18 protein-coding genes are annotated in these 21,471 nt (G+C 48.1%); 4 read left to right on the plus strand and 14 right to left on the minus strand.

The genetic code is table 11. The annotated features are described in order from the left end of the window. Nucleotides 1–21 precede the first annotated feature (21 nt). Complete coding sequence (gene rlmE, locus EDI28_RS17990; RefSeq protein WP_128785275.1) at nt 22–651, minus strand: 23S rRNA (uridine(2552)-2'-O)-methyltransferase RlmE; 630 nt, start codon at nt 649–651, stop codon at nt 22–24. 140 nt (nt 652–791) lie between these two features. Here rlmE and yhbY point away from each other — a divergent pair, with 140 nt between their 5' ends. Continuing rightward, on the plus strand, nt 792–1,088 hold the full coding sequence (yhbY, locus tag EDI28_RS17995; protein WP_007464838.1) for a ribosome assembly RNA-binding protein YhbY: 297 nt from the start codon (nt 792–794) through the stop codon (nt 1,086–1,088). 106 nt (nt 1,089–1,194) lie between these two features. On the opposite strand, the gene greA is transcribed toward yhbY, so the two are convergent. Further along, nucleotides 1,195–1,668 (minus strand): transcription elongation factor GreA, encoded by a 474-nt coding sequence (greA, locus tag EDI28_RS18000; protein WP_128785276.1) that lies wholly within the window; start codon nt 1,666–1,668, stop codon nt 1,195–1,197. 484 nt (nt 1,669–2,152) lie between these two features. On the opposite strand from greA, the gene EDI28_RS18005 reads away from it, so the two are divergent. Continuing rightward, the gene (locus EDI28_RS18005; RefSeq protein ID WP_128785277.1) at nt 2,153–3,151 is read left to right on the plus strand and encodes a porin; all 999 of its coding nucleotides are present in this window, start codon (nt 2,153–2,155) and stop codon (nt 3,149–3,151) included. Between the two features lie 106 nt (nt 3,152–3,257). Beyond that, complete coding sequence (gene dacB / locus EDI28_RS18010; protein WP_128785368.1) at nt 3,258–4,667, plus strand: serine-type D-Ala-D-Ala carboxypeptidase; 1,410 nt, start codon at nt 3,258–3,260, stop codon at nt 4,665–4,667. A 181-nt stretch (nt 4,668–4,848) separates the two neighbouring features. Here the strand turns inward: dacB and EDI28_RS18015 are convergent, their stop codons facing one another. The 10 genes from EDI28_RS18015 to murJ form a co-directional block, all read right to left on the minus strand. Next, nucleotides 4,849–5,703, minus strand: a complete 855-nt coding sequence (locus EDI28_RS18015; protein ID WP_128785278.1) for a magnesium transporter — start codon at nt 5,701–5,703, stop codon at nt 4,849–4,851. Between the two features lie 508 nt (nt 5,704–6,211). Further along, nucleotides 6,212–9,436 carry a carbamoyl-phosphate synthase large subunit gene (gene carB, locus EDI28_RS18020; RefSeq protein WP_128785279.1) on the minus strand — a complete coding sequence of 1,075 codons (3,225 nt, stop codon included), beginning with the start codon at nt 9,434–9,436 and terminating at the stop codon, nt 6,212–6,214. Between the two features lie 17 nt (nt 9,437–9,453). Then, entirely contained in the window at nt 9,454–10,593 is a 1,140-nt protein-coding gene (carA, locus tag EDI28_RS18025; RefSeq protein WP_128785280.1) for a glutamine-hydrolyzing carbamoyl-phosphate synthase small subunit, read from the minus strand. Nucleotides 10,594–11,162: 569 nt separating this feature from the next. After that, nucleotides 11,163–11,972 (minus strand): 4-hydroxy-tetrahydrodipicolinate reductase, encoded by an 810-nt coding sequence (gene dapB, locus EDI28_RS18030; protein WP_128785281.1) that lies wholly within the window; start codon nt 11,970–11,972, stop codon nt 11,163–11,165. A gap of 126 nt (nt 11,973–12,098) precedes the next feature. Next, entirely contained in the window at nt 12,099–13,040 is a 942-nt protein-coding gene (ispH, locus tag EDI28_RS18035) for a 4-hydroxy-3-methylbut-2-enyl diphosphate reductase (RefSeq protein ID WP_128785282.1), read from the minus strand. A gap of 12 nt (nt 13,041–13,052) precedes the next feature. Further along, nucleotides 13,053–13,487, minus strand: coding sequence for an FKBP-type peptidyl-prolyl cis-trans isomerase (gene fkpB, locus EDI28_RS18040; RefSeq protein ID WP_128785283.1), 435 nt, complete (start codon nt 13,485–13,487; stop codon nt 13,053–13,055). A gap of 105 nt (nt 13,488–13,592) precedes the next feature. Further along, on the minus strand, nt 13,593–14,123 hold the full coding sequence (gene lspA, locus EDI28_RS18045) for a signal peptidase II (protein WP_128785284.1): 531 nt from the start codon (nt 14,121–14,123) through the stop codon (nt 13,593–13,595). Next, a complete protein-coding gene (ileS, locus tag EDI28_RS18050) occupies nt 14,123–16,969 on the minus strand; it encodes an isoleucine--tRNA ligase (RefSeq protein WP_128785285.1) in 2,847 nt (948 codons plus the stop codon). Before ileS ends, lspA begins: the two co-directional genes overlap by 1 nt. Continuing rightward, nucleotides 16,966–17,937, minus strand: coding sequence for a bifunctional riboflavin kinase/FAD synthetase (gene ribF, locus EDI28_RS18055; protein WP_128785286.1), 972 nt, complete (start codon nt 17,935–17,937; stop codon nt 16,966–16,968). Before ribF ends, ileS begins: the two co-directional genes overlap by 4 nt. A 119-nt stretch (nt 17,938–18,056) precedes the next feature. Next, nucleotides 18,057–19,616, minus strand: coding sequence for a murein biosynthesis integral membrane protein MurJ (gene murJ, locus EDI28_RS18060; RefSeq protein ID WP_128785287.1), 1,560 nt, complete (start codon nt 19,614–19,616; stop codon nt 18,057–18,059). A 209-nt stretch (nt 19,617–19,825) separates the two neighbouring features. Between murJ and rpsT the strand changes: the two genes are divergently transcribed. Continuing rightward, nucleotides 19,826–20,086 carry a 30S ribosomal protein S20 gene (gene rpsT / locus EDI28_RS18065; RefSeq protein WP_128785288.1) on the plus strand — a complete coding sequence of 87 codons (261 nt, stop codon included), beginning with the start codon at nt 19,826–19,828 and terminating at the stop codon, nt 20,084–20,086. 69 nt (nt 20,087–20,155) lie between these two features. Here the strand turns inward: rpsT and EDI28_RS18070 are convergent, their stop codons facing one another. Then, the gene (locus EDI28_RS18070) at nt 20,156–20,470 is read right to left on the minus strand and encodes an ArsR/SmtB family transcription factor (RefSeq protein ID WP_128785289.1); all 315 of its coding nucleotides are present in this window, start codon (nt 20,468–20,470) and stop codon (nt 20,156–20,158) included. A 107-nt stretch (nt 20,471–20,577) separates the two neighbouring features. Further along, nucleotides 20,578–21,465, minus strand: coding sequence for a transcriptional activator NhaR (gene nhaR, locus EDI28_RS18075; RefSeq protein WP_128785290.1), 888 nt, complete (start codon nt 21,463–21,465; stop codon nt 20,578–20,580). Nucleotides 21,466–21,471: the final 6 nt, after the last annotated feature.

Below are 21,471 nucleotides of genomic sequence, written 5' to 3' on the forward strand. Positions count from 1 at the left end.
CTTAAAGATGAATTTAGGGTACTACAGTTTATAACCTGTAGCTACAATATAGACCTCACGAGAGCGATCTCGTGATGAATCTGGTTTACGAATTTTAACCACTTTGAACATGCTACGTACGTCAGCCAGATACTGGTCAAAGCCTTCACCTTGGAAAACTTTTACCGCAAAGCTGCCGTTCGGCGCAAGTACTTGTCTACACATATCTAATGCTAGTTCAACAAGATACATTGCTCTAGGTTGATCTGCCGCCAAGTTGCCACTCATGTTAGGGGCCATATCTGAAAGAACCACATCAACCATATCTGGCTGAATGCGTTCGAGCAGTGCATCTAACACAGCCTCTTCACGGAAATCGCCCTGCAAGAAGCTTACCCCCGGCAAAGAGTCCATCGACAAAATGTCACAGGCAATAACCTGTCCATCGTCACCTACCCTTTCAGCGGCGTACTGCGACCAGCCTCCCGGTGCCGCCCCCAGATCGACAACTGTCATACCCGGTTTTAGCAACTTATCCTTATTTTGAATCTCTTCAATTTTAAAGATAGCGCGAGAACGGTAGCCTTTCTTCTGAGCTTCCTGAACATATTTATCATCAAAATGTTCTTTCAGCCAACGTCCGGAGCTACCCGATTGTTTTTTTCGACTCATGATTTACCTAATGAGTTAGCGTACTTATAAAGTATACTCGGCCACTTTACAGTGACGTATACTAAACAAATTAGTCTTCTAGACTAGATGGCGTTAGAATACCCCGTTTTCAACCCTTATCATCAAAAAATAGAGTCACCATGAATCTAAGCACCAAACAGAAGCAATACCTTAAAGGCCTTGCTCACAACCTAAAGCCTGTTGTCCTTATGGGTGCAAACGGTCTGACTGAAGCTGTTTTAGCCGAAATCGAACTCGCGCTTGACCACCATGAACTTATCAAGGTTAAGGTTGCAGCCGAGGAACGTGAAACTAAAGTTTTGATCGTGGATGCTATTGTTCGCGAAACTAAAGCTGAAAAAGTACAGGTTATCGGTAAAACACTTGTGCTTTACCGTCCGAGCGAAGAACGTAAAATCGAGCTTCCTCGTAAATAGAAAAGGCCGCCGACGCGGCCTTTTTTACACCGGAATAATGGCACGGAACGCCACTTTTTACTGCCAGCTTTTACATTCACTAACAATAAACCATGTCTACTGCCAGTTAAACGTATACAACTTCGGCAATTTCGAATTCTTTCTGACCGCCTGGAGTGGTAATAACCACTTCGTCATCCTGCATTTTACCAATGAGACCACGCGCAATCGGTGAATTGACTGAAATTCGGCCAGCCTTGATATCAGCCTCGTCATCACCAACGATCTGGTACTGGACTTCATCTTCGGTATCGACGTCAATCAAAGTCACCGTCACACCAAAAATCACCTTTCCGGTATTTTCCATTTTGGTCACATCAATAACCTGTGCAACAGAGAGCTTGTATTCAATATCGCGGATCTGCGCTTCACAGATCCCCTGCTCTTCACGTGCGGCATGGTACTCAGCGTTTTCCTTTAGATCACCCAACTCACGCGCTTCACCAATCGCCTGAGAGATAATAGGGCGGCGCTTCATTAATATTTCCAGTTCATCACGCAGCAACTTCTCGCCACGTACCGTCATTGGAACCTTATCCATAACTTTATTTACCTCAAAGCCCGTTAAGTACTTAGCACTATTTTGAGCAAAAAAAAGCTAGTCCAGCCTACGCTGAACCAACATCGTTAATAGGGAACAGAATTCATTTTAAACAAAGATGAGCAAGAGATCACCCTGGATGCTATCTCAAACTTGTTAAGACTTTATCCGCTACAGGAAACCGATAGGCATTAATGTGTAATCGCTCACAAATATAAACAAGATTACAAAATAAGTACCACACAAAAATCTCAACCAACTTCTAAAGACAACTAAAAGTTCACTTATGCAGAGAACTTTCCCTTCCACACGTAAACACCTGAATAATCTACACAATAAAAATCAAAAAGCACCAAATCACATTTCGAATAAGTATTTTTCAGTTTTTTTTACTAACTATCAACGTCCAATAACCAGTAAAAAGAACACCATGCATTTAGCACTCTCATGCATACATCAAAATAATTCCAAAAAGGATTCGACAATGAACAAGAAACTGATTGCTTTGGCAGTAGCAGCAGCATCTATCTCATCTGCAGCAACAGCTGCAGAAGTATACTCTGACGAGGTTTCTAGCCTAGCAGTAGGCGGCCGTTTTGAAGCCCGTATGGTTATGGCTGATAACGACGCTGGTGATAGCAAAGTTACTGACGCAACTCGTGTACGTGTAAACATCGCAGGTAAAACAGATATCACTGAAGACATCTACGGTATCGGTTTCTGGGAAGGCGAATACACAGATGGCAACGACCTTGACAACCGTCACCTTAACGCTGGTATCGGCGGTGAGTTCGGCCAGGTTCGCTACGGTAAGACTGACGGCTCACTAGGCATGCTAACAGACTTCACTGATATCATGGCTTACCACGGTAACGAAGCGGGTAACAAGCTAGCTGCTGCAGACCGTACAAGCAACAACCTTGCTTACGTTGGCTCTTTTGACCTGGCAGGCGACAACCTGACAGTTAAAGCAAACTACGTGTTCACTGGCGAAAACGAAAGCGCCGGCAAAACTTACGATGTTGACGGTTACTCTCTTGCGGGCATGTACGCAATGGACATGGGCCTAGCATTCGGTGCGGGTTACGGCGAGCAAGACGGCCAAGCAGCACTAAACACTGAAACAGGTAAGCAGGCATTCGGTGCTATCTCTTACACCTTCGGTGACTTCTATGTAGCTGGCCTGTACCAGGATGCAGAAAACACTGAAGTACACGGTGCAAATGTAGAAGAGTCTAAGGGCTATGAATTCGCAGCATCTTACACAATGGGTAAGACTGTATTCATCGCGACTTACAACTACCTAGAAGACTCGAAAAACGACGCTGACCTACGCGACTCTATCGCAGTTGACGCGACTCACTACTTCAACAAGAACTTCCGTACTTACGCTTCTTACAAGTTCAACAACCTTGATTCTAAAGATGTTGGCAATAAGCTAGCATCTGACGAGCTTGTACTGGGTGCACGCTACGACTTCTAATCCAATCAGGATTACAAGCGCTACATGCTAATAAGGGCGCCAACCTTCGGGTCGGCGCTTTTTTGCTATATGATAGTTGAACTACTCTCATATGGTTATTAACTTGATGCTCCGTGCTATCCCCTTACTGCTTGGTCTGCTACTTAGCATGCCCGTTTTTGCCAGCTTCTCTCCCCTACCAGCAATGAGCCACCTACCGAGCGGTCATGATATCGCTCTGATTATTACAGACCCAACAACAGATCATAATATTTATAGCCAAAGGGATGAGCAGCTTCAGGCTCCGGCCAGCACTCAAAAACTCATTACGGCACTGGCCGCCAAGCTCTACCTTGGTGATAGCTTCCGCTTTACAACCGATATAGAACGCAATGGGGACAATATCATTGTTCGCTTTGGCGGTGATCCCAGCCTATCTCGCCAGCAGCTTGCCTCGCTGCTCGCACAGTTGAAGCATCACAGGCTTTCGACGATAAAAGGCAACATCATCCTTAATGGTGCTGTATTTGGCGGCTACGAGCGAGCACCGGGCTGGCCATGGGATATTCTCGGGGTCTGCTATAGTGCGCCATCAAGTAGCATCTCATTGGAACACAATTGCGTACAAGGCGCGCTATACAGCAATAAGGCTCCGGGCCAGCTTACGCGGGTAAATATACCCGCCCACCAGCCGATCAGCGTCACTAGCGACGCGGTTATTGTCAGTAAAGAGCAACAAAAAGCACAATACTGTGATTTGACACTGACCGCCGACAACAGCAACAGCTACCAGCTAAGCGGGTGCTTACCCAAACGCAGCCAGCCCCTGCCGCTTAACTTTGCAGTCCAAAATACGGTTGACTATACCGCAGCCGTGATCCGCAGAGAACTCCAACGCGCCGGGATCCGCTTCAACGGCGAAATCGTACGAGACGACAAGGCCAGCGGCAAGCGTATTGCCCGTCATGCTTCAGAGCCACTGAATAAACTGCTTGAAACCATGCTCAAGGAATCAGACAACCTGATTGCCGATAATCTGACCAAGACCCTCGGGCGTAAATATTTCGAGCAACCGGGCACCTTCGGCAACGGTGTGGCAGCCATAAAGACTATCTTAAGTGAGAAAGCTGGTATCGATTTAAATCAGGCTGTGCTGGTGGATGGCTCTGGCCTATCACGCAATAACCGCCTTACAGCAAGCCAGATGATGGAAGTGGTCACTTACCTCTATCAACATAATAAAGGGTTAGGCTTGCTTGATACCCTGCCAGTCAGTGGCCAGAGCGGTACCCTTCGCTATAGGCAGAGTATTCGTCACCGCCCTCTTCAAGGCAATATTACCGCCAAAAGCGGTTCGCTGTTTGGTACTTACAACCTTGCTGGCATCATCACAACCAAGTCAGGCAAAGAGCTGTTATTTGTACAGTTTGTGACGAACTACCATCCTAAAGAGCCAACGGAAGAGGCGCCGAAAGTCGCACCGCCGATTGAGCGTTTTGAGCGGGAACTGTATCGGGCGATGTATGATAGTTTCTAGAGGCGGGAAACGAGTGGCGTGAGGGTTCCGAATCTTTGGTTTTTGCACATAACTCAATGTGACAAAGAATGCCCCTCCACCTTTTCAAGGGGAGGGGGTTAGCAATAATCTCAGGCAACGGCAGATGCTGATTGTTTCGCTAAACCCCCACCTACATAAGAGGAAGGAATAAAACAAATCCCTACGCCAACCCCAGCATCCAGTTTACCGTAGTGAAGTAAATCATCATGCCGGTGATATCTACCACCGATGCCAGTACCGGGCTCACCAGTACTGCCGGATCAAGCTGGCATGCCCGTGCGACCATCGGCAAAACACCACCGATAGTGGTAGAAAGGACCACCTGCAGTGAAATTGCCATCCCGATAGCCAGCGCAATATCATGCAGGTCCATGCCAATAGGCAACACCGTACTGTCACTGAACATCATCACCCGGCCGACAATGACCACAGCCAACACCGCTGCAATCACAATCGCAACGCGGAACTCTTTCCACATTACCGCCACCCAGTCTCGACACCGTATTTCCTCCATGGCCAGCGCTCTGACTACCAGCGTAGCCGCCTGAGAGCCAGTGTTACCACCCGCAGCCGCGATCACCGGCATATAGATAGCCAAGAGCACCAGCTGACTCAGCGTGTCTTCATAGTGAGAAATGATCAAACCCGACACGATGCCCAGCAACGCCAGACCGACAATCCAGCCAATACGTTCGCGGACATGACTAAATACACTATTTTTCAGGTAGTGTCCGGCAGGTTCGGCCTCCGAGCAAATCAACCCGAGCCCACTGGCCAAGTGACGCATACGGACGTGTTCATTCATCTCGTCCAACAGGTCGAGCAAAGTCTGAACATGGCGCAGCGGACATTCATGCAATACCGCAATGGCTTCTGAAATGGGCATTTTAGCCAACAGCTTTGCCTGCTCATCGATATTGTATTTCAGAAAAGCATTACGTACGGCCAAAACATCGTTCTGAGCCAAATTTTCAGTTGTAGTTACAGCCTGAGCTGCAAAGTTCATTACCGCCATGGCGAATCTCCCGATTGGCTAACAGTAACGACCACCAGAATAGAGCTACACGCCAGAGAGAACATGCATAAAACTATCGGAACTGAACTGCAAAACAGTACGTATAAACCGACAGCTAGAAGCCTGTCATTCACTGCAAAATCAGCGACATTCTATAATGAGAAATAGGCAAGAAAACCGAGGAATGGTTTGTCAGGATAAGGTATCAAAGAAGAGAAGATACAGCAGACATACTATTCCGAACCCGGGCAGGTTCGGAACTACAGGAGACCGACACCGCTAACGGGTTTGATTTTCCACCTTCATACTCGGGGGATGGTCGGTATCGTTCATTTAAGTCTCCAAAGAATTTGCCGCTTATGCGACGCCGCCAATTGTACGCAATTCAGTAATCAGTTCAAGTGCTATAAGCACTGAATTTGACACAAAGTATTAATAACGGCTTTTGCAGATAAAAACAAAACAGCCCGCACAAAGCGGGCTGCTGTCTTCTGTCGGTTACGAGCGGTTAAGCGTTGTTTAAACGCGCATGTAGCTCTTGAACTGACGTCACCTTGTTACGGTCATCTGCCGTCCAGGCCATACATGTCGCAAAGGCCGCATTCAGGGTCGTGGTATAGTTCACTTTCTCAGCCAAAGCGCCGCGCCGAAGAACTTTCGAGTCTTCAATCGCCTGGCGGCCTTCGGCCGTGTTCACGATGTAGGAGTACTCATTGTTCTTGATACGGTCAAGAATATGAGGACGACCTTCGTGTACCTTGTTCACCAAACGAGGGTTAATACCCGCCTCACCCAGCACGACTGCCGTACCGTGAGTCGCATCCAGCTCATAGCCTTGTTTCACCAGTTTAGACGCCAGGTCAACAACACGCTGTTTGTCGTTACCGCGAACAGACAATAATGCACGGCCCTTCGCCTGCTTTTCTTTGCCACAGCCAAGTTCTGCTTTGGCAAAAGCCTCTGCGAAGGTATCACCAACTCCCATCACCTCACCGGTAGAGCGCATCTCTGGACCTAACAGCGGGTCAACACCCGGGAATTTGTTGAATGGCAATACCACTTCCTTGACTGAGTAGTAAGGAGGTATGATCTCTTTGGTAAAGCCCTGAGACTCGAGAGACTGGCCCGCCATTACACGCGCGGCGATTTTCGCCAGCGGAGCACCCGTTGCTTTCGATACGAACGGTACCGTACGCGCTGCACGTGGGTTCACCTCAATCAGGTAGACTTCGTTGTCTTTTACTGCAAACTGGGTATTCATCAAACCGCGAACACCGAGCTCAAATGCCAGTTTCTCGACCTGCTGACGCATCACATCCTGGATTTCCTTGCTTAGCGTATAAGCAGGAAGAGAACATGCCGAATCCCCCGAGTGAACACCCGCCTGCTCAATGTGCTCCATAATGCCGCCGATAACGACACGTTCACCATCACAAATCGCATCCACATCCACTTCAACGGCATCATCAAGGAAGCGATCAAGCAGTACTGGTGATTCATTCGAAACACTTACTGCTTCGTTGAAGTAACGGCGCAGGTCACTTTCATCGTAGACGATTTCCATTGCTCGGCCACCCAGTACATACGAAGGACGCACAACTAGCGGGAACCCAATTTCTTTCGACTTTTCAACAGCTTGCTCCATCGCTGTTACTGTCGCATTTTCAGGCTGAAGTAAACCTAAACGCTCAACGGCAGCTTGGAAACGCTCGCGGTCTTCGGCGCGGTCGATAGCATCTGGGCTGGTACCAATGATTGGTACACCGGCAGCCTCTAGTGCACGCGCCAGTTTCAGCGGCGTTTGGCCACCGTACTGCACGATAACACCTTTCGGCTTTTCAACGCGGGCAATAGCCAAAACATCTTCTAGCGTAACTGGCTCAAAGTACAGACGGTCTGACGTATCATAATCAGTTGATACGGTTTCAGGATTACAGTTCACCATGATGGTTTCGTAACCATCTTCACGCAGCGCAAGCGACGCGTGTACACAGCAGTAATCGAACTCGATACCCTGACCGATCCGGTTAGGACCGCCACCCAAAATCATGATCTTGTCTTTGTCTGTCGGGTTGGCTTCGCACTCTTCGTCATACGAGGAGTACATATAAGCCGTATCTGACGAGAATTCAGCGGCACACGTATCTACACGCTTATAGACAGGGTGAATGTCATGCTGGTCGCGAAGTTTGCGAATTTCGCTTTGTGCGATACCCAGTAATTTAGCCAGACGCTCATCTGAGAAGCCCTTGCGCTTCAGTTGGCGTAGTTCTTTAGCATGAAGACCTGCAAAGCCGTTATCTTTAACTTGCTGCTCGGTCTTAACGATGTCTTCAATCTGGACAAGGAACCAACGGTCAACATTCGTTAGGTTGAATACGCCGTCGACAGACATACCGGCACGGAATGCATCGGCAATGTACCAGATACGCTCGGCACCCGGCTCTTTCAACTCGTGGCGAATTTGTGTCAGGGCATCTGGCGCATCCAGATCAACCATCTCATCAAAACCTGTCGCGCCAACTTCTAGGCCACGCAGTGCTTTATGCAATGATTCTTGCTGGTTACGACCAATTGCCATCACTTCACCGACAGATTTCATCTGTGTTGTCAGACGATCATTGGCACCGGCAAATTTTTCGAAGTTGAAACGAGGAATTTTAGTCACAACGTAGTCGATGGTAGGCTCGAATGATGCTGGTGTTGCGCCGCCCGTGATGTCATTCATCAATTCATCAAGAGTAAAGCCAATCGCCAGTTTCGCGGCGATTTTCGCAATCGGGAAACCTGTTGCTTTTGATGCCAGTGCCGAAGAGCGCGATACACGCGGGTTCATCTCGATGATAACCATGCGGCCATCTTTCGGGTTGATACCAAACTGAACGTTTGAACCACCAGTCTCTACGCCGATTTCACGTAGTACTGCTAGCGATGCATTACGCATCAGTTGGTATTCTTTATCTGTCAGTGTTTGGGCTGGTGCAACCGTGATTGAGTCACCGGTATGGACACCCATTGCATCGAAATTCTCAATTGCACATACGATGATACAGTTGTCGTTTTTATCACGAACTACTTCCATCTCGTATTCTTTCCAGCCAATAAGCGACTCATCGATAAGCAGCTCGTTAGTTGGAGAGAGGTCTAAACCGCGAGAGCAGATCTCTTCAAATTCTTCCTTGTTGTATGCAATACCACCACCGGTCCCCCCCATCGTAAACGAAGGACGGATAATACAAGGGAAGCCGACCATCTCGAGGACTTTGTAAGCTTCTTCCATGCTTTTTGCGGTATCGGCAGTAGGGCATTCAAGACCTATCGATTTCATTGCCTTGTCAAAACGAGAGCGATCTTCGGCTTTATCAATGGCATCAGCCGTTGCACCAATCATTTCGACATTGAATTCTTCCAGCACACCGTGCTTTTCAAGATCCAATGCACAGTTAAGTGCTGTCTGGCCGCCCATTGTCGGCAATACAGCATCTGGACGTTCTTTTTCGATAATTTTACGTACAACTTCCCAGTGAATTGGCTCAATGTATGTCGCATCGGCCATATCAGGATCAGTCATGATTGTTGCCGGGTTAGAGTTAACCAGAATAACTCGGTAACCTTCTTCGCGCAGTGCTTTACATGCCTGCGCGCCGGAATAGTCAAACTCACACGCCTGACCGATAACAATCGGGCCAGCACCTAGAATCAGAACACTTTTAATGTCAGTACGTTTTGGCATTTCTTACTACTCCCGGCTTAGGCGCTGTGCTTCTTAATTAATTCGATAAAGTGATCAAATAGTGGTGCTGCATCATGTGGACCAGGACTGGCTTCTGGGTGTCCCTGGAAACTAAATGCAGGCTTGTCGGTACGATGGATACCTTGAAGAGAGCCATCAAACAGGGACTTATGCGTTGCTCGCAGATTGTCAGGTAGCGTGGCTTCATCAGCGGCAAAACCATGGTTCTGGCTGGTGATCATCACGACGTCACGATCAATATCTTTAACCGGGTGGTTCGCACCGTGATGACCAAACTTCATTTTTACTGTTTGGGCGCCACTTGCTAGTGCAAGAATTTGGTGGCCAAGACAAATACCAAAAATTGGCAGACCTTTTTCTAGAAATGTTTTTGTAGCTTCAATGGCATAGGTACAAGGTTCTGGGTCACCCGGGCCATTCGATAAGAACACACCATCAGGATTCATCGCCAGTACATCCTCAGCAGACGTTTGTGCCGGAACCACCGTAAGACGGCAGCCGCGGTCAACTAGCATACGCAGGATGTTGCGCTTTGCACCGAAATCATAGGCGACTACATGGTATGGCAGTTCGCTATCATCTTTTGCTTCAGGTAAACCATTTAGCAACGTCCATGACCCCTGCTTCCACTGATATGTTTCTGCGGTGGTCACTTCTTTTGCCAGATCCATGCCTTTCAGGCCAGGAAACTCCTTCGCTTTTGCTAGTGCCAGCGCTTCATCAAGGTTGTCGCCAGCCATAATGCAGCCGTTCTGTGCACCTTTTTCACGCAAGATGCGCGTTAGCTTACGCGTATCAATGTCGGCAATGCCCACAATGCTTTGCGATTTAAGGTAGTCAGAAAGGGAAAGTTCGTTACGGAAGTTTGAAGCTAGTAGAGGAAGATCGCGAATTACCAGGCCTTGCGCGTGGATTGAGGTGGATTCTTCATCTTCGGAATTGGTACCGGTGTTGCCAATATGGGGATAGGTAAGAGTCACAATCTGTTGTGAATAAGAGGGGTCAGTAAGAATTTCCTGATACCCCGTCATCGAGGTGTTAAAAACAACTTCACCAACGGCCGAACCATCTGCCCCTATGGACACGCCGCGGAACACTGTCCCATCTTCAAGGACTAACAGCGCAGATTTGCTCAAGACAACCTCCAAAAAAAATAATAATGCACTTAAAACAGATAAACTTGCAACTACCCATTCCATACAAAGTCAAAAAGCGAGTCAAGCTGATTTTTGACAAATTCCGCGCAGTCTAGAGATCACGGTGAATACTGTCAAGAAATCGGTAAAAATAAATCTAACTTTTATCAATCTTACACCACAAATTAAGCAAAGACGTAAAAAGAATAAACTTTCTATGCTTCCGCCAAGCCATAACTAACATCCGATCTCATTTTATCGTTTGCTAAATTTACCAAATCAAAGAAAACAATAAAAACACGAATACAGTCAAAAAAAGTAGGAGAAATTAAGCAATTTAAGAGCCCAAGGAAGGATTTTGGCAATTGACAGCCAAAATAACAACAAAACACAGACATTAAAGAAGAAAGGGAAAGTGATGACGAACAAGGAAAAGAACAGCGAACGAAATCACTGTTTATGCAGAAAGCACAAAAGGGCTAATAATCAACTTCCTCAACAAAGATCGTTAAGACGACCCCTGAAGAGAAAGTTAAACGAAAAATACAGCTGTATATGGGGCGAAAAGGTTAAAGCTCGTCCAACCCCAGTACGTCCTGCATAGTATAGAAACCAGGAGCCTTGTCGCTCAGCCATACCGCGGCACGAACAGCACCATTGGCAAAGGTCATACGATCTGTCGCTTTATGGGTGATTTCCACTCGCTCGCCAATATCCGCAAACATCGCAGTATGCTCACCAACAATATCGCCGGCACGAATAGTAGCAAAACCGATTTCATCACGGCTTCGCTCTCCGGTGATCCCTTCCCGGGCATACACCGCAACATCACCCAGATTGTTACCCATTGCACCAGCTATCGCTTCACCCATTCCAATCGCCGTTCCCGACGGTGCATCAACCTTATGACGGTGATGGGCTTCAATCACCTCAATATCACAGTAGTCCCCCATCACTTTGGCCGCTTTCTCAAGGAGCTTGAATACCAAATTAACCCCGACACTATAGTTAGGTGCCATAACTATCGATATTTGCTCAGAGGCTTTGTCAATCAACAAACGTTCTTCATCACTGAACCCCGTTGTCCCGATGACAATTTTCTTACCGTGCTGCTGGCAAAACTCAATATTCGCCAGTGTCGCCACCGGCGCAGTAAAATCAATCAGTACATCAAAGTCATCTTTTGCTGCTGCCAAATCATCCACAATCGAGACAGATACGGCTCCGACCCCAGCCAGCTCACCGGCATCCGCTCCCACCAATGTCGAACCGCTCCTTTCTGTGGCGGCACCAAGCTGAGCGTGTTCTGAAATATGTGTCGCTTTAAGCAGCTGGCGGCCCATGCGTCCTGCCGCACCAGCAATCGCAATTCTTACCATTGCGTTATTTCTCCCTGTTTCTAGATCTTGTTTGATTGGTATTGCTTCAATGTAGCCTTTTGGTGAATATAAAAAAAGCCCCAGCAGTTGCTGAGGCTTCAATTGAGCTCGATTGGTGCAGTCTAACTAGACATTTTTAACTTGTAGCTCGCGGGGTACTTCGAAGAACATATTTTCTTCTCGGCCACTCAGCTCTTCCACCTCTGCGCCACTCAACTGTTGAATACGTTCAATGATCTGATTGACCAACTCTTCCGGAGCCGATGCCCCAGCGGTAACCCCAACCTTGGTTTTTCCCTCAAACCAAACCGATTCAACATCTTCGGGACAATCAGTCAAAAAGCCCGGTGTACCGAGTTTTTCAGCCAGCTCGCGGAGGCGGTTAGAATTTGAAGAGTTTTTCGAACCAACCACTATCATGACATCCACAGTCTTTGCCATTTCGCGTACTGCATCCTGGCGGTTCTGCGTGGCATAACAGATATCATCTTTGCGCGGTCCCTGAATGTCCGGGAAAACGTCTCGCAACTTGTCGATCACATCAGCCGTTTCATCAACCGATAAGGTCGTCTGGCTGACATAATGCAGGTTAGTCGGATCTTTGACTTCCAGCTTGTCGACGTCTTCCGGTTTCTCAACCAAGTACATGCCGCCAGCTTCACTGGCATATTGCCCCATTGTCCCTTCAACTTCAGGGTGACCGGCGTGGCCGATCAATACTACTTCCATGTTGCGACGGCTAGCACGCGCCACTTCCATATGTACCTTGGTTACCAATGGGCAGGTTGCATCAAATACGCTGAGCTGACGAACCTTGGCTTCGTTGCGTACCGCCTGCGAGACGCCATGAGCAGAGAAAATCACAATATTATCATCAGGTACTTCGTGCAACTCTTCGACAAAAATAGCACCACGCTGCTTGAGCCCTTCAACCACAAAACGGTTATGCACGACTTCATGACGGACATAAATAGGCGGCTGGTACATTTCGAGTGCGCGCTCGACAATACTGATGGCGCGGTCAACACCGGCACAAAAACCGCGTGGGTTGGCTAATAAGATTTTCATTGCTAACAGCTCTTAGTTTTCTATGGTCACAACTTCAACATCAAAGGTGACGCGTTGCCCCGCAAGAGGGTGATTGAAGTCAACAGTCACCGAATCACCGACAACTTCAGTAATAATTCCGGGGATATCATTACCATCAGGCCCGGCAAAGGCAATAATGGTTCCCACTTCAGCTGGCGCATCAGCACCAAACTTGGTCAAATCGACATGGTGAATATTATCAGGGTTGGAAAGGCCAAATGCATCTTCCGGCTCGAGAGTAAAACTACTCGCCTCGCCTGCCGTCAACCCCATGAGGCATTTTTCAAAATTGTCCGTCAGGCTGCCATCGCCCATTCGGAATTTTGCCGGTTTACCCATCGCCTGGGTCGACTCGGCAACGGAGCCATCTTCCAGTTTAATGGCAAAGTGCATCAGTACTTCGCTGCTTTCCATAATTGCCGACATGTAGGGTCCTTTTGTATGGTGTCGTTATGTTTTATCCGCCCATTTAACAACAAAGCGCCGCCCGTATCAACGGACAGCGCTCAGGGTTATAACTTGTTACGCCTTTTAGCGGTTAACTGGTTGTTTCTTCTTGTCGGCCAGAAAGCCTTCCAAAATGATCAAACCGGCACCAGTGCAAATAGCAACATCTGCGATATTGAATGCAGGCCAATGATGGGTTCCGACATAAAAATCAAGAAAATCGACCACAAAGCCATGATACAAACGATCAAACAAGTTGCCGAGGGCACCACCAATGATCAGAGCGTAGGCACTATTTGCCAGTCGATTTGATACTGGAGAACGACGCATCCAGAATACCAACAGGCTGCAAACAGCCAATGCAATCGCCGTAAACAACCAGCGCTGCCAGCCTCCCGCATCACTCAAAAAGCTAAATGCCGCACCGTAGTTATGGACATAAAGCAGATTGAAGAACGGCAGCAGTTCAATACGGTTAGGCCAACCGTATTCCATGGTGCTCATCACCAGCAGCTTGCTACCAATATCGAGTATAAACACCAGAGCGGCCAGCCAAAGCCAGCGAACTCCAGATTGTTTAAGCGATAGTGCTTGTTTAGACGATAACATGGTCATTAGGCAAACTTACGCTCTTCACCTTCACCGTTAATGTTGCTCACACAACGGCCGCAAACTTCTTCGTGCCCTTCGATAGTGCCAACATCAGCCACATGGTGCCAGCAACGGTCACACTTCGCCGCTTCAGACGCGTTAACTGTGACAAACAGACCTTCAACCTCAGTTTCCTGAGCACCTTCTGGTTTGCTGTCCGCAACAACAACTTCGGCTTTCGACGTCAGCAGAACAAAACGCAATTCGTCTTCCAGCTTATTAAGCTTCGCGGCAAGCGCCTCGTTCGCGTGAAGAGTTATCTCTGCCTGCAGAGCACCACCAATCACTTTATCTTTACGTGCACCTTCAAGCAGTTTGTTCACTGCGCCACGTACCTGCTGAATGTCAGTCCAGAACTCGTTGCTTAGCGCTTCGCCTTCAGCCAGACCAAACAAGCCGTCGAACCACTCACCAGTGAACACGAACTTATCGCGTTGGCCTGGCATCTCGTTCCAGATCTCATCGGCAGTGAACGACATAATCGGTGCCATCCAGCGAACCAGGGCTTCAACGATATAATACAGTGCTGTCTGACAGCTACGCTGCGCGTGTCCACCGCTCTTCGCCGTGTACTGACGGTCCTTGATCACATCAAGGTAGAAAGAACCCATTTCAATAGAGCAGAACTGCATCAGACGTTGAGTTACCGTATGTAGGTTGTACTCGTCGTACGCCTGAATGATTTCATCCTGCGCTGCCTTCGCTCGACCTACAGCCCAACGGTCAAGCGCCACCATTTCTTCCGGCGCAACAAGATCCGTTTCTGGGTTGAAACCACTCAGGTTGGCCAGGAAGAATCGTGCCGTGTTACGGATACGACGGTAAGCATCAGCGGAACGCTTCAGAATTTCATCAGAAACCGCAACTTCACCGGTGTAGTCAGTTGAAGCGACCCATAGACGCAGGATATCGGCACCTAGCTTGTTAGTGACATCTTTCGGTGCAACAACGTTACCAACCGATTTAGACATCTTGCGGCCTTGGCCATCAACTACGAAACCGTGAGTCAGAACTTGGTTATATGGCGCTTTGCCTTTCATCGCAACCGATGAAATCAGTGAAGACTGGAACCAGCCACGGTGCTGATCCGAACCTTCTAGGTATAGGTCAGCAGAGTTGCCGTTGTACTCTTCACGGCTATCAACCACAGAGAAGTGCGTTACGCCGGAATCAAACCATACGTCCAGGGTATCTAGTACCTTCTCGTAGTTTGCAGCATCGTCTTCACCCATCAGTTCAGCATGATCAAGATCCCACCATGCCTGAATACCTTTCTCTTCGACCAGCTTAGCGACTTTTTCAATCAGCTCCGGTGAATTCGGGTGCAGATCCTGTGTTTCTTTGTGAACGAACAGTGCAATTGGCACGCCCCAGGTACGCTGACGCGAGATACACCATTCAGGACGACCTTCAACCATACCTTCGATTCGGCTCTGGCCCCACTCAGGCATCCACTGAACGTTTTTGATTTCTTCTAGTGCCTTGGCACGCAGACCGGCCTGCTCCATTGAGATGAACCACTGCGGTGTCGCGCGGAAGATGATCGGCGTTTTGTGGCGCCAGCAGTGCGGGTAGCTGTGCTCATAAGCATGGTGATGTAGCAATGCACCGTGCTCTTTCAGTGTTTCAACTACAGCATTGTTTGCTTTGAATACATGTTGGCCCGCAAACAGCTCGGTGTCTGGCAAATAAACGCCGTTGCTGCCCACAGGGTTTGCCACTTCAAGACCGTATTTCTGACCAACAACGAAATCTTCCTGACCGTGGCCCGGTGCCGTATGAACACAACCAGTACCTGATTCTGTCGTAACGTGATCGCCAAGAATTACCGGCACATCAAAGCTGTAGAACGGGTGATTGAAGCGCATTAGCTCCAGATCCGCGCCTTTACAGAAACCAAGGTTGTGGAAATGCTCAATACCCGCACGATCCATGACATCTTTTGCCAGCTCAGCGGCAACAATCAGACGTTGAGGAGCCAGCTCATTTTCAGAGTCACCCTCAATCTGGATCAGGACATATTCAAGATCATCACGGATGGCTACCGCGCGGTTTGCCGGTAGAGTCCAAGGTGTTGTTGTCCAAATAACAATAGATACATCACCCTGACCTTCGTGACCTTCTGCACAGCCGAATTTAGCAATGACAGCAGCTTCATCGACAGCTTTGAATTTCACATCGATAGATGGTGATACTTTATCTTTATATTCTACTTCTGCTTCTGCCAGTGCAGAACCACAGTCAGTACACCAGTGAACAGGCTTGAAGCCCTTCAATAGGTGACCTTGATCAGCAATTTTGCCCAGAGAGCGAATGATGTTCGCTTCTGTTGCAAAATCCATTGTGCGATAAGGCTTATCCCACTCACCCAGTACACCAAGGCGAATGAAACTTTCTTTCTGACCTTCTACCTGGCCAGCGGCATAGGCGCGACATTTCTCGCGGAACTCAGCAGCCGTAACTTTATGACCGGGTTTACCGACTTTCTTCTCTACCATCAATTCGATTGGCAGACCGTGGCAGTCCCAGCCTGGGATATACGGTGCATCAAAGCCAGAAAGAGTCTTTGACTTAATAATAATGTCTTTAAGAATCTTATTCAGCGCGTGACCAATGTGAATATCACCGTTGGCATAGGGAGGGCCATCGTGTAATACGAAGGATTTTTTACCCTTCTTGGCTTTACGGATCTCACCGTAAAGGTCTTCATCATACCAACGCTTAAGCATCGCAGGCTCACGGTTAGCTAGATTGCCTCGCATCGGAAACCCTGTTTCAGGCAGGTTCAGGGTATCTTTATAGTCGCTCATTGATTCTCGATTCCGTTACTTGGGCGAAGTTGGACATTATTACGCTCAGACAGCCACACCCGTGCTGTTTGAGCATCACGCTCTATTTGTGCTTTTAGCGCATCAAATGATTCGAATTTAATTTCGTCACGCAGCTTATAGTGCAGCACAACTTCAATCTGACGTCCGTAGAGATCAGACTGAAAATCAAACAGGTGTACTTCAAGTTGTTGTCGTACCCCGTTTACTGTCGGCCGGTGGCCGACATTGGCAACTCCGGAAATAGGAGCACCATTGACACCGTTCACCTCTACCGCATAGACACCGGATACCGGTGAAACACGACGTTTAAGAGGGACATTGGCGGTCGGAAAACCGATGGTGCGGCCGAGTTTTCGTCCATGTGATACCCGCCCGCTAATACTGTACGGACGTCCCAACATGGATTCAGCCAGTTGCAAGTTATCACTTGCCAAGGCTTGGCGAATTGCCGTACTGCTGACCCTTTGCTCTAACACGCAAAAGCTCTGAGTACTGACAACAGTAAAACCAAACTTTTTTCCGGCTGCTACCAGCATAGTAAAATCACCGCTGCGACCTTTGCCGAAGCGAAAATCATCACCGACAACCAGAAACTTAACACCCAATTGCTCGACCAACAAGCGGCGAACAAAATCTTCCGCCGACATATTAGCAAAATGGGCATTAAAATTGACACAAAGCAAACGTTCTACGCCAACTTGCTTCAACTGCAAGTATTTATCACGAAAACGCGTCAACCTTGCCGGAGCCTTGTCACCCGCGAACAATTCCATCGGCTGAGGCTCAAAACTCATCACCGTAGCCGGACAACCCAGTGCCCGTGCTTTCGCCAGCACCTGACGCAACACAGCCTGATGACCTAAGTGAACACCATCAAAATTACCAATCGTCACCACACTACCGTGATGCTCTGGCTTGATATTATGTATACCTCGGATTAATTCCATGCGCCGCTTTCATTTTTGCAGAGTGAAAAACTGACGGATTATATACTACTCTGAGCCCATCATACCAATCTGAATCAGATTCTGACTAGTTCACCACATTAATCGTAGCGAAGAACCGTCTAGCCCTCGACCTTAAGATGATGCAGGCGAATACCCAGCACGAGCACCGTCACCAAATAAGCTATCGCACCGAAAACGATCAGACCTGCCAGCCAGAGTACCCGGTAGCTCAGTGACCACGCCAGCCACTGACTCATAACCGGAAGTACCCATAGCAGGGCAGCGGCCATCACCGCCCCAGCGAGCGCCAAACGCAACACAAACAGCAGCGTTGTTCTCGATATCCGATATACATTCGCACGGTGCAGGCCCCGATAGAGCAACGCGGCATTAACCAGTGCCGACAGCGCCGTCGCCATCGCCAAGCCAACATAACCGTAGAGGTAAGCAAAGATGGCGTTAAATACCATATTGGTTAGCATTGCTATGATACCGTAGCGCACCGGGGTTTTAGTATCTTGCCGTGCATAGTAGCCCGGAGCCAATACCTTGATTAACATAAAGTTGAGCAAACCGGATGCATAGGCCAGCAATGACAACGAAGCCTGTTCTACATCTATCGGCGAAAACTCACCACGCATAAACAGCACCATCAGCATCGGCTTGGCTAGTACCATCAGACCCAGCATGGCTGGAATCCCCAGCAGCAGCACCATACGAACTCCCCAGTCCATGGTATGGGAAAAATGCTCGCTGCTTTTTTCGACATGCTTACGAGACAGAGCTGGCAAGATCACTGTGGCTATCGCAATTCCGAACAGCCCGAGCGGAAATTCCAACAAGCGATCCGAGTAGTACAGCCAGCTGATCGAGCCTGTCATCAGAAAACTGGCAATAAAGGTATCAAACAGCAAATTGATCTGGCTGACTGACACTCCAAACAGAGCTGGGATCATTAGGGTTCGGATTTTGGTCACACCGGGATCGTTCCATCCCCACTGCGGTTTAACCAACATTCCTTCTTTATATAAAAACGGTATCTGAAACAAAAACTGAATCAGACCACCTAAGAAGACCCCGACAGCCAGGCCAATCTCCGGCTGGTCAAGATTTGGGGCCAAAAACCAGGCACAGCCAATAATCGCGACATTGAGAAAAACAGGCGTAAAGGAGGAGACAGCAAATTTACCCAAGGTATTGAGAATCGCTCCCGACAGTGCAACAAAGGTAATAAACCACAAATAAGGAAACGTAATTTTCAGCAGCAGGCTTGCCAATTCAAATTTCGGTGCCGATGGTCCGTCATTTAACCAATCGAGAAACCAACCCGCTCCGAACAACGCAGTGACGACTCCAGAGCCTAACACCCCCAGCAAGGTCACTACGGTAACAATAACACCCAGCGTACCGGATGCACGCGCAATCAACAGACGGGTCTTGTCGATATCTTCAGAGGCGTGGCATTCAGTCAGTACAGGGACAAATGCCTGTGAGAAAGCCCCCTCGGCAAAAAGCCGGCGCAAAAAGTTCGGAATTTTGTTGGCAAAGAAGAAAACATCAGCCGCAGCCCCTGCTCCCATCAGGTTCGCCACCACCACATCTCGCACCAAACCCAGCACCCGAGAGACCAAAGTCATGGTGCTGACTATCAGTCCGGAGCGTAAAAGACGCTTACTCACAAAAAAAACCTCATAAAGATAGCCCAGAAAGGTGACTTACGGGGCGAAAAGCTGGTAAAATCTGCCGCCATATTAACCGTGTTAATCCGCAAGTGCCAACTCTGTTGGTTAGGCGGTTATTTGCACAAATCATTTGACAATCTCTGGTATTGCAGGCATAGTCCTCGGCCTTAAATTGTCACCGTACCAAGAATTTGGGAGTTACACCCTTGGCAAATATCAAATCTGCTAAGAAACGTGCTATCACTTCTGAGAAACGTCGCCAGCATAACGCTAGCCGTCGTTCAATGATGCGCACTTTCTTCAAAAAAGTAATCACTGCTATCGAAGCTGGCAACAAAGAAGCAGCTTCTCAGGCGTTTGCTGAAATGCAACCTGTTATGGATCGCATGGCTACTAAAGGCCTGATCCACAAAAACAAGGCTGCACGTCATAAAGCACGTCTAGCTGCAAAAATCAAAGCTCTGTAATTTTAAGAGTCGAGATTTAGCATTAAAAAAACCGGCTTTGCCGGTTTTTTTATGTCTAAAATATGAAATTTACACGGTATTTTCGCCTTCCGCACCACAATACATTTTGTGAAGCAGCTGAATCATAGCCCGGACTTCCTCGCTCTTTAAGCGATAATAAACCGTTTGTGCGACTTTTCTGGTCTCCACCAACCCGTCACGTCTAAGCCATGCCAAATGCTGTGATAATGCAGACTGACTCAAACCCAGCTTGTCACTCATCATCCCAACCGACATTTCCCCTTCCAGCAAATAGCACAGAATAAACAAACGTCGCTCGTTCGCCATGGCTTTCAGTAGTGCTACGGCCTTGGGAGCATTCTGCTCCATTTGCTGCAGTTCCATACTTCCACCATTATTTAAATTAAGTTAATGCTAATGTACTTAATTTGAGCAGGGTTTTCTAGCCATCAATGTTGAATTTTCGTACTAACAACCAGAAATACGCAACACTATTTAAACAATTTGCCAAAATCCGCCTCGCAGATCTTCTTTACTGCCGGGTGCATAATCATACGTTCCGCAAAAATGACGTAGTACTCTTCCTTGATTTCTTTTACTCGCTTCACTTCGCATATAGTATTGGATTCTACAATTTCTACCGCATATATAGAGGGAGCGACAAACATTGACTGATGATAAGAGCCAAACGCCTTCATCAGAGCGGCATCGTCAAACTCACCAAGAATGTTCGGGGTAATCCCCTGCTGATCGAACCAATGATGTAATTTTCGCCCCATAGCGGTACGGCGCCCCGGAACCAGCAGTTTGTAATCTTCGATACAAGCAGGAAAGTTTAGCGCTTTGGCTGGCTGAGAGCAGAAAAAGCTCATGGTAGACTCACCAAGCTTTTTGCTATACAAGCCAGGGCTTTGTGTTGAGTCGACCGGGCAGTCCGACAAAATCATATCCAGCTTATGCTGAGAAAGCTGCTCTAGCAGCATCTCATGGGTAGACTCATAGCAACGCAGGTGGATCCGTTCATCTTCAGGGATCCCTTCCAGCAGTACCTTACTGACGAGCCGTTTAGAGAGGGCATCCGCCACACCGACCTCAAGCAACTGGTTTTCCCGCTGGGTATAATTGACGATATCCAGCATCTCGTAACTTAGGTCGAACATTTTATCGGCATATTTAAAGACTAATTGCCCTAATTCAGTTGGCTCGATATTCCGTCCGACGCGCTTGGTCAACTTGCCTTTCAACCTTTCTTCCAGTGCTCGGATCTGGCCTGTCACCGTTTGAGGGGCAAGAAACAGCGCATCCGCCGCTTTGGTAACAGAGCCCTGCTTGCAAACCATCCAGAAATAATAGAGGTGGTTGTAATTTAGATGAGACATCCTGCT

It is taken from the genome of Photobacterium chitinilyticum (assembly GCF_004104355.1).
Taxonomy (GTDB): Bacteria; Pseudomonadota; Gammaproteobacteria; order Enterobacterales; family Vibrionaceae; genus Photobacterium; species Photobacterium chitinilyticum.

Bases quoted from the DNA above. Each gene is read 5' to 3' on its own strand.
- carB (WP_128785279.1), bottom strand. From the start codon at position 9,436: ATGCCAAAACGTACTGACATTAAAAGTGTTCTGATTCTAGGTGCTGGC.
- fkpB (WP_128785283.1), bottom strand. From the start codon at position 13,487: ATGTCGGCAATTATGGAAAGCAGCGAAGTACTGATGCACTTTGCCATT.
- EDI28_RS18070 (WP_128785289.1), bottom strand. From the start codon at position 20,470: ATGGAACTGCAGCAAATGGAGCAGAATGCTCCCAAGGCCGTAGCACTA.
- dapB (WP_128785281.1), bottom strand. From the start codon at position 11,972: ATGGTAAGAATTGCGATTGCTGGTGCGGCAGGACGCATGGGCCGCCAG.
- rlmE (WP_128785275.1), bottom strand. From the start codon at position 651: ATGAGTCGAAAAAAACAATCGGGTAGCTCCGGACGTTGGCTGAAAGAA.
- EDI28_RS18015 (WP_128785278.1), bottom strand. From the start codon at position 5,703: ATGGCGGTAATGAACTTTGCAGCTCAGGCTGTAACTACAACTGAAAAT.
- ileS (WP_128785285.1), bottom strand. From the start codon at position 16,969: ATGAGCGACTATAAAGATACCCTGAACCTGCCTGAAACAGGGTTTCCG.
- lspA (WP_128785284.1), bottom strand. From the start codon at position 14,123: ATGACCATGTTATCGTCTAAACAAGCACTATCGCTTAAACAATCTGGA.
- yhbY (WP_007464838.1), top strand. From the start codon at position 792: ATGAATCTAAGCACCAAACAGAAGCAATACCTTAAAGGCCTTGCTCAC.
- greA (WP_128785276.1), bottom strand. From the start codon at position 1,668: ATGGATAAGGTTCCAATGACGGTACGTGGCGAGAAGTTGCTGCGTGAT.
- nhaR (WP_128785290.1), bottom strand. From the start codon at position 21,465: ATGTCTCATCTAAATTACAACCACCTCTATTATTTCTGGATGGTTTGC.
- dacB (WP_128785368.1), top strand. From the start codon at position 3,258: ATGCTCCGTGCTATCCCCTTACTGCTTGGTCTGCTACTTAGCATGCCC.
- ribF (WP_128785286.1), bottom strand. From the start codon at position 17,937: ATGGAATTAATCCGAGGTATACATAATATCAAGCCAGAGCATCACGGT.
- ispH (WP_128785282.1), bottom strand. From the start codon at position 13,040: ATGAAAATCTTATTAGCCAACCCACGCGGTTTTTGTGCCGGTGTTGAC.
- EDI28_RS18005 (WP_128785277.1), top strand. From the start codon at position 2,153: ATGAACAAGAAACTGATTGCTTTGGCAGTAGCAGCAGCATCTATCTCA.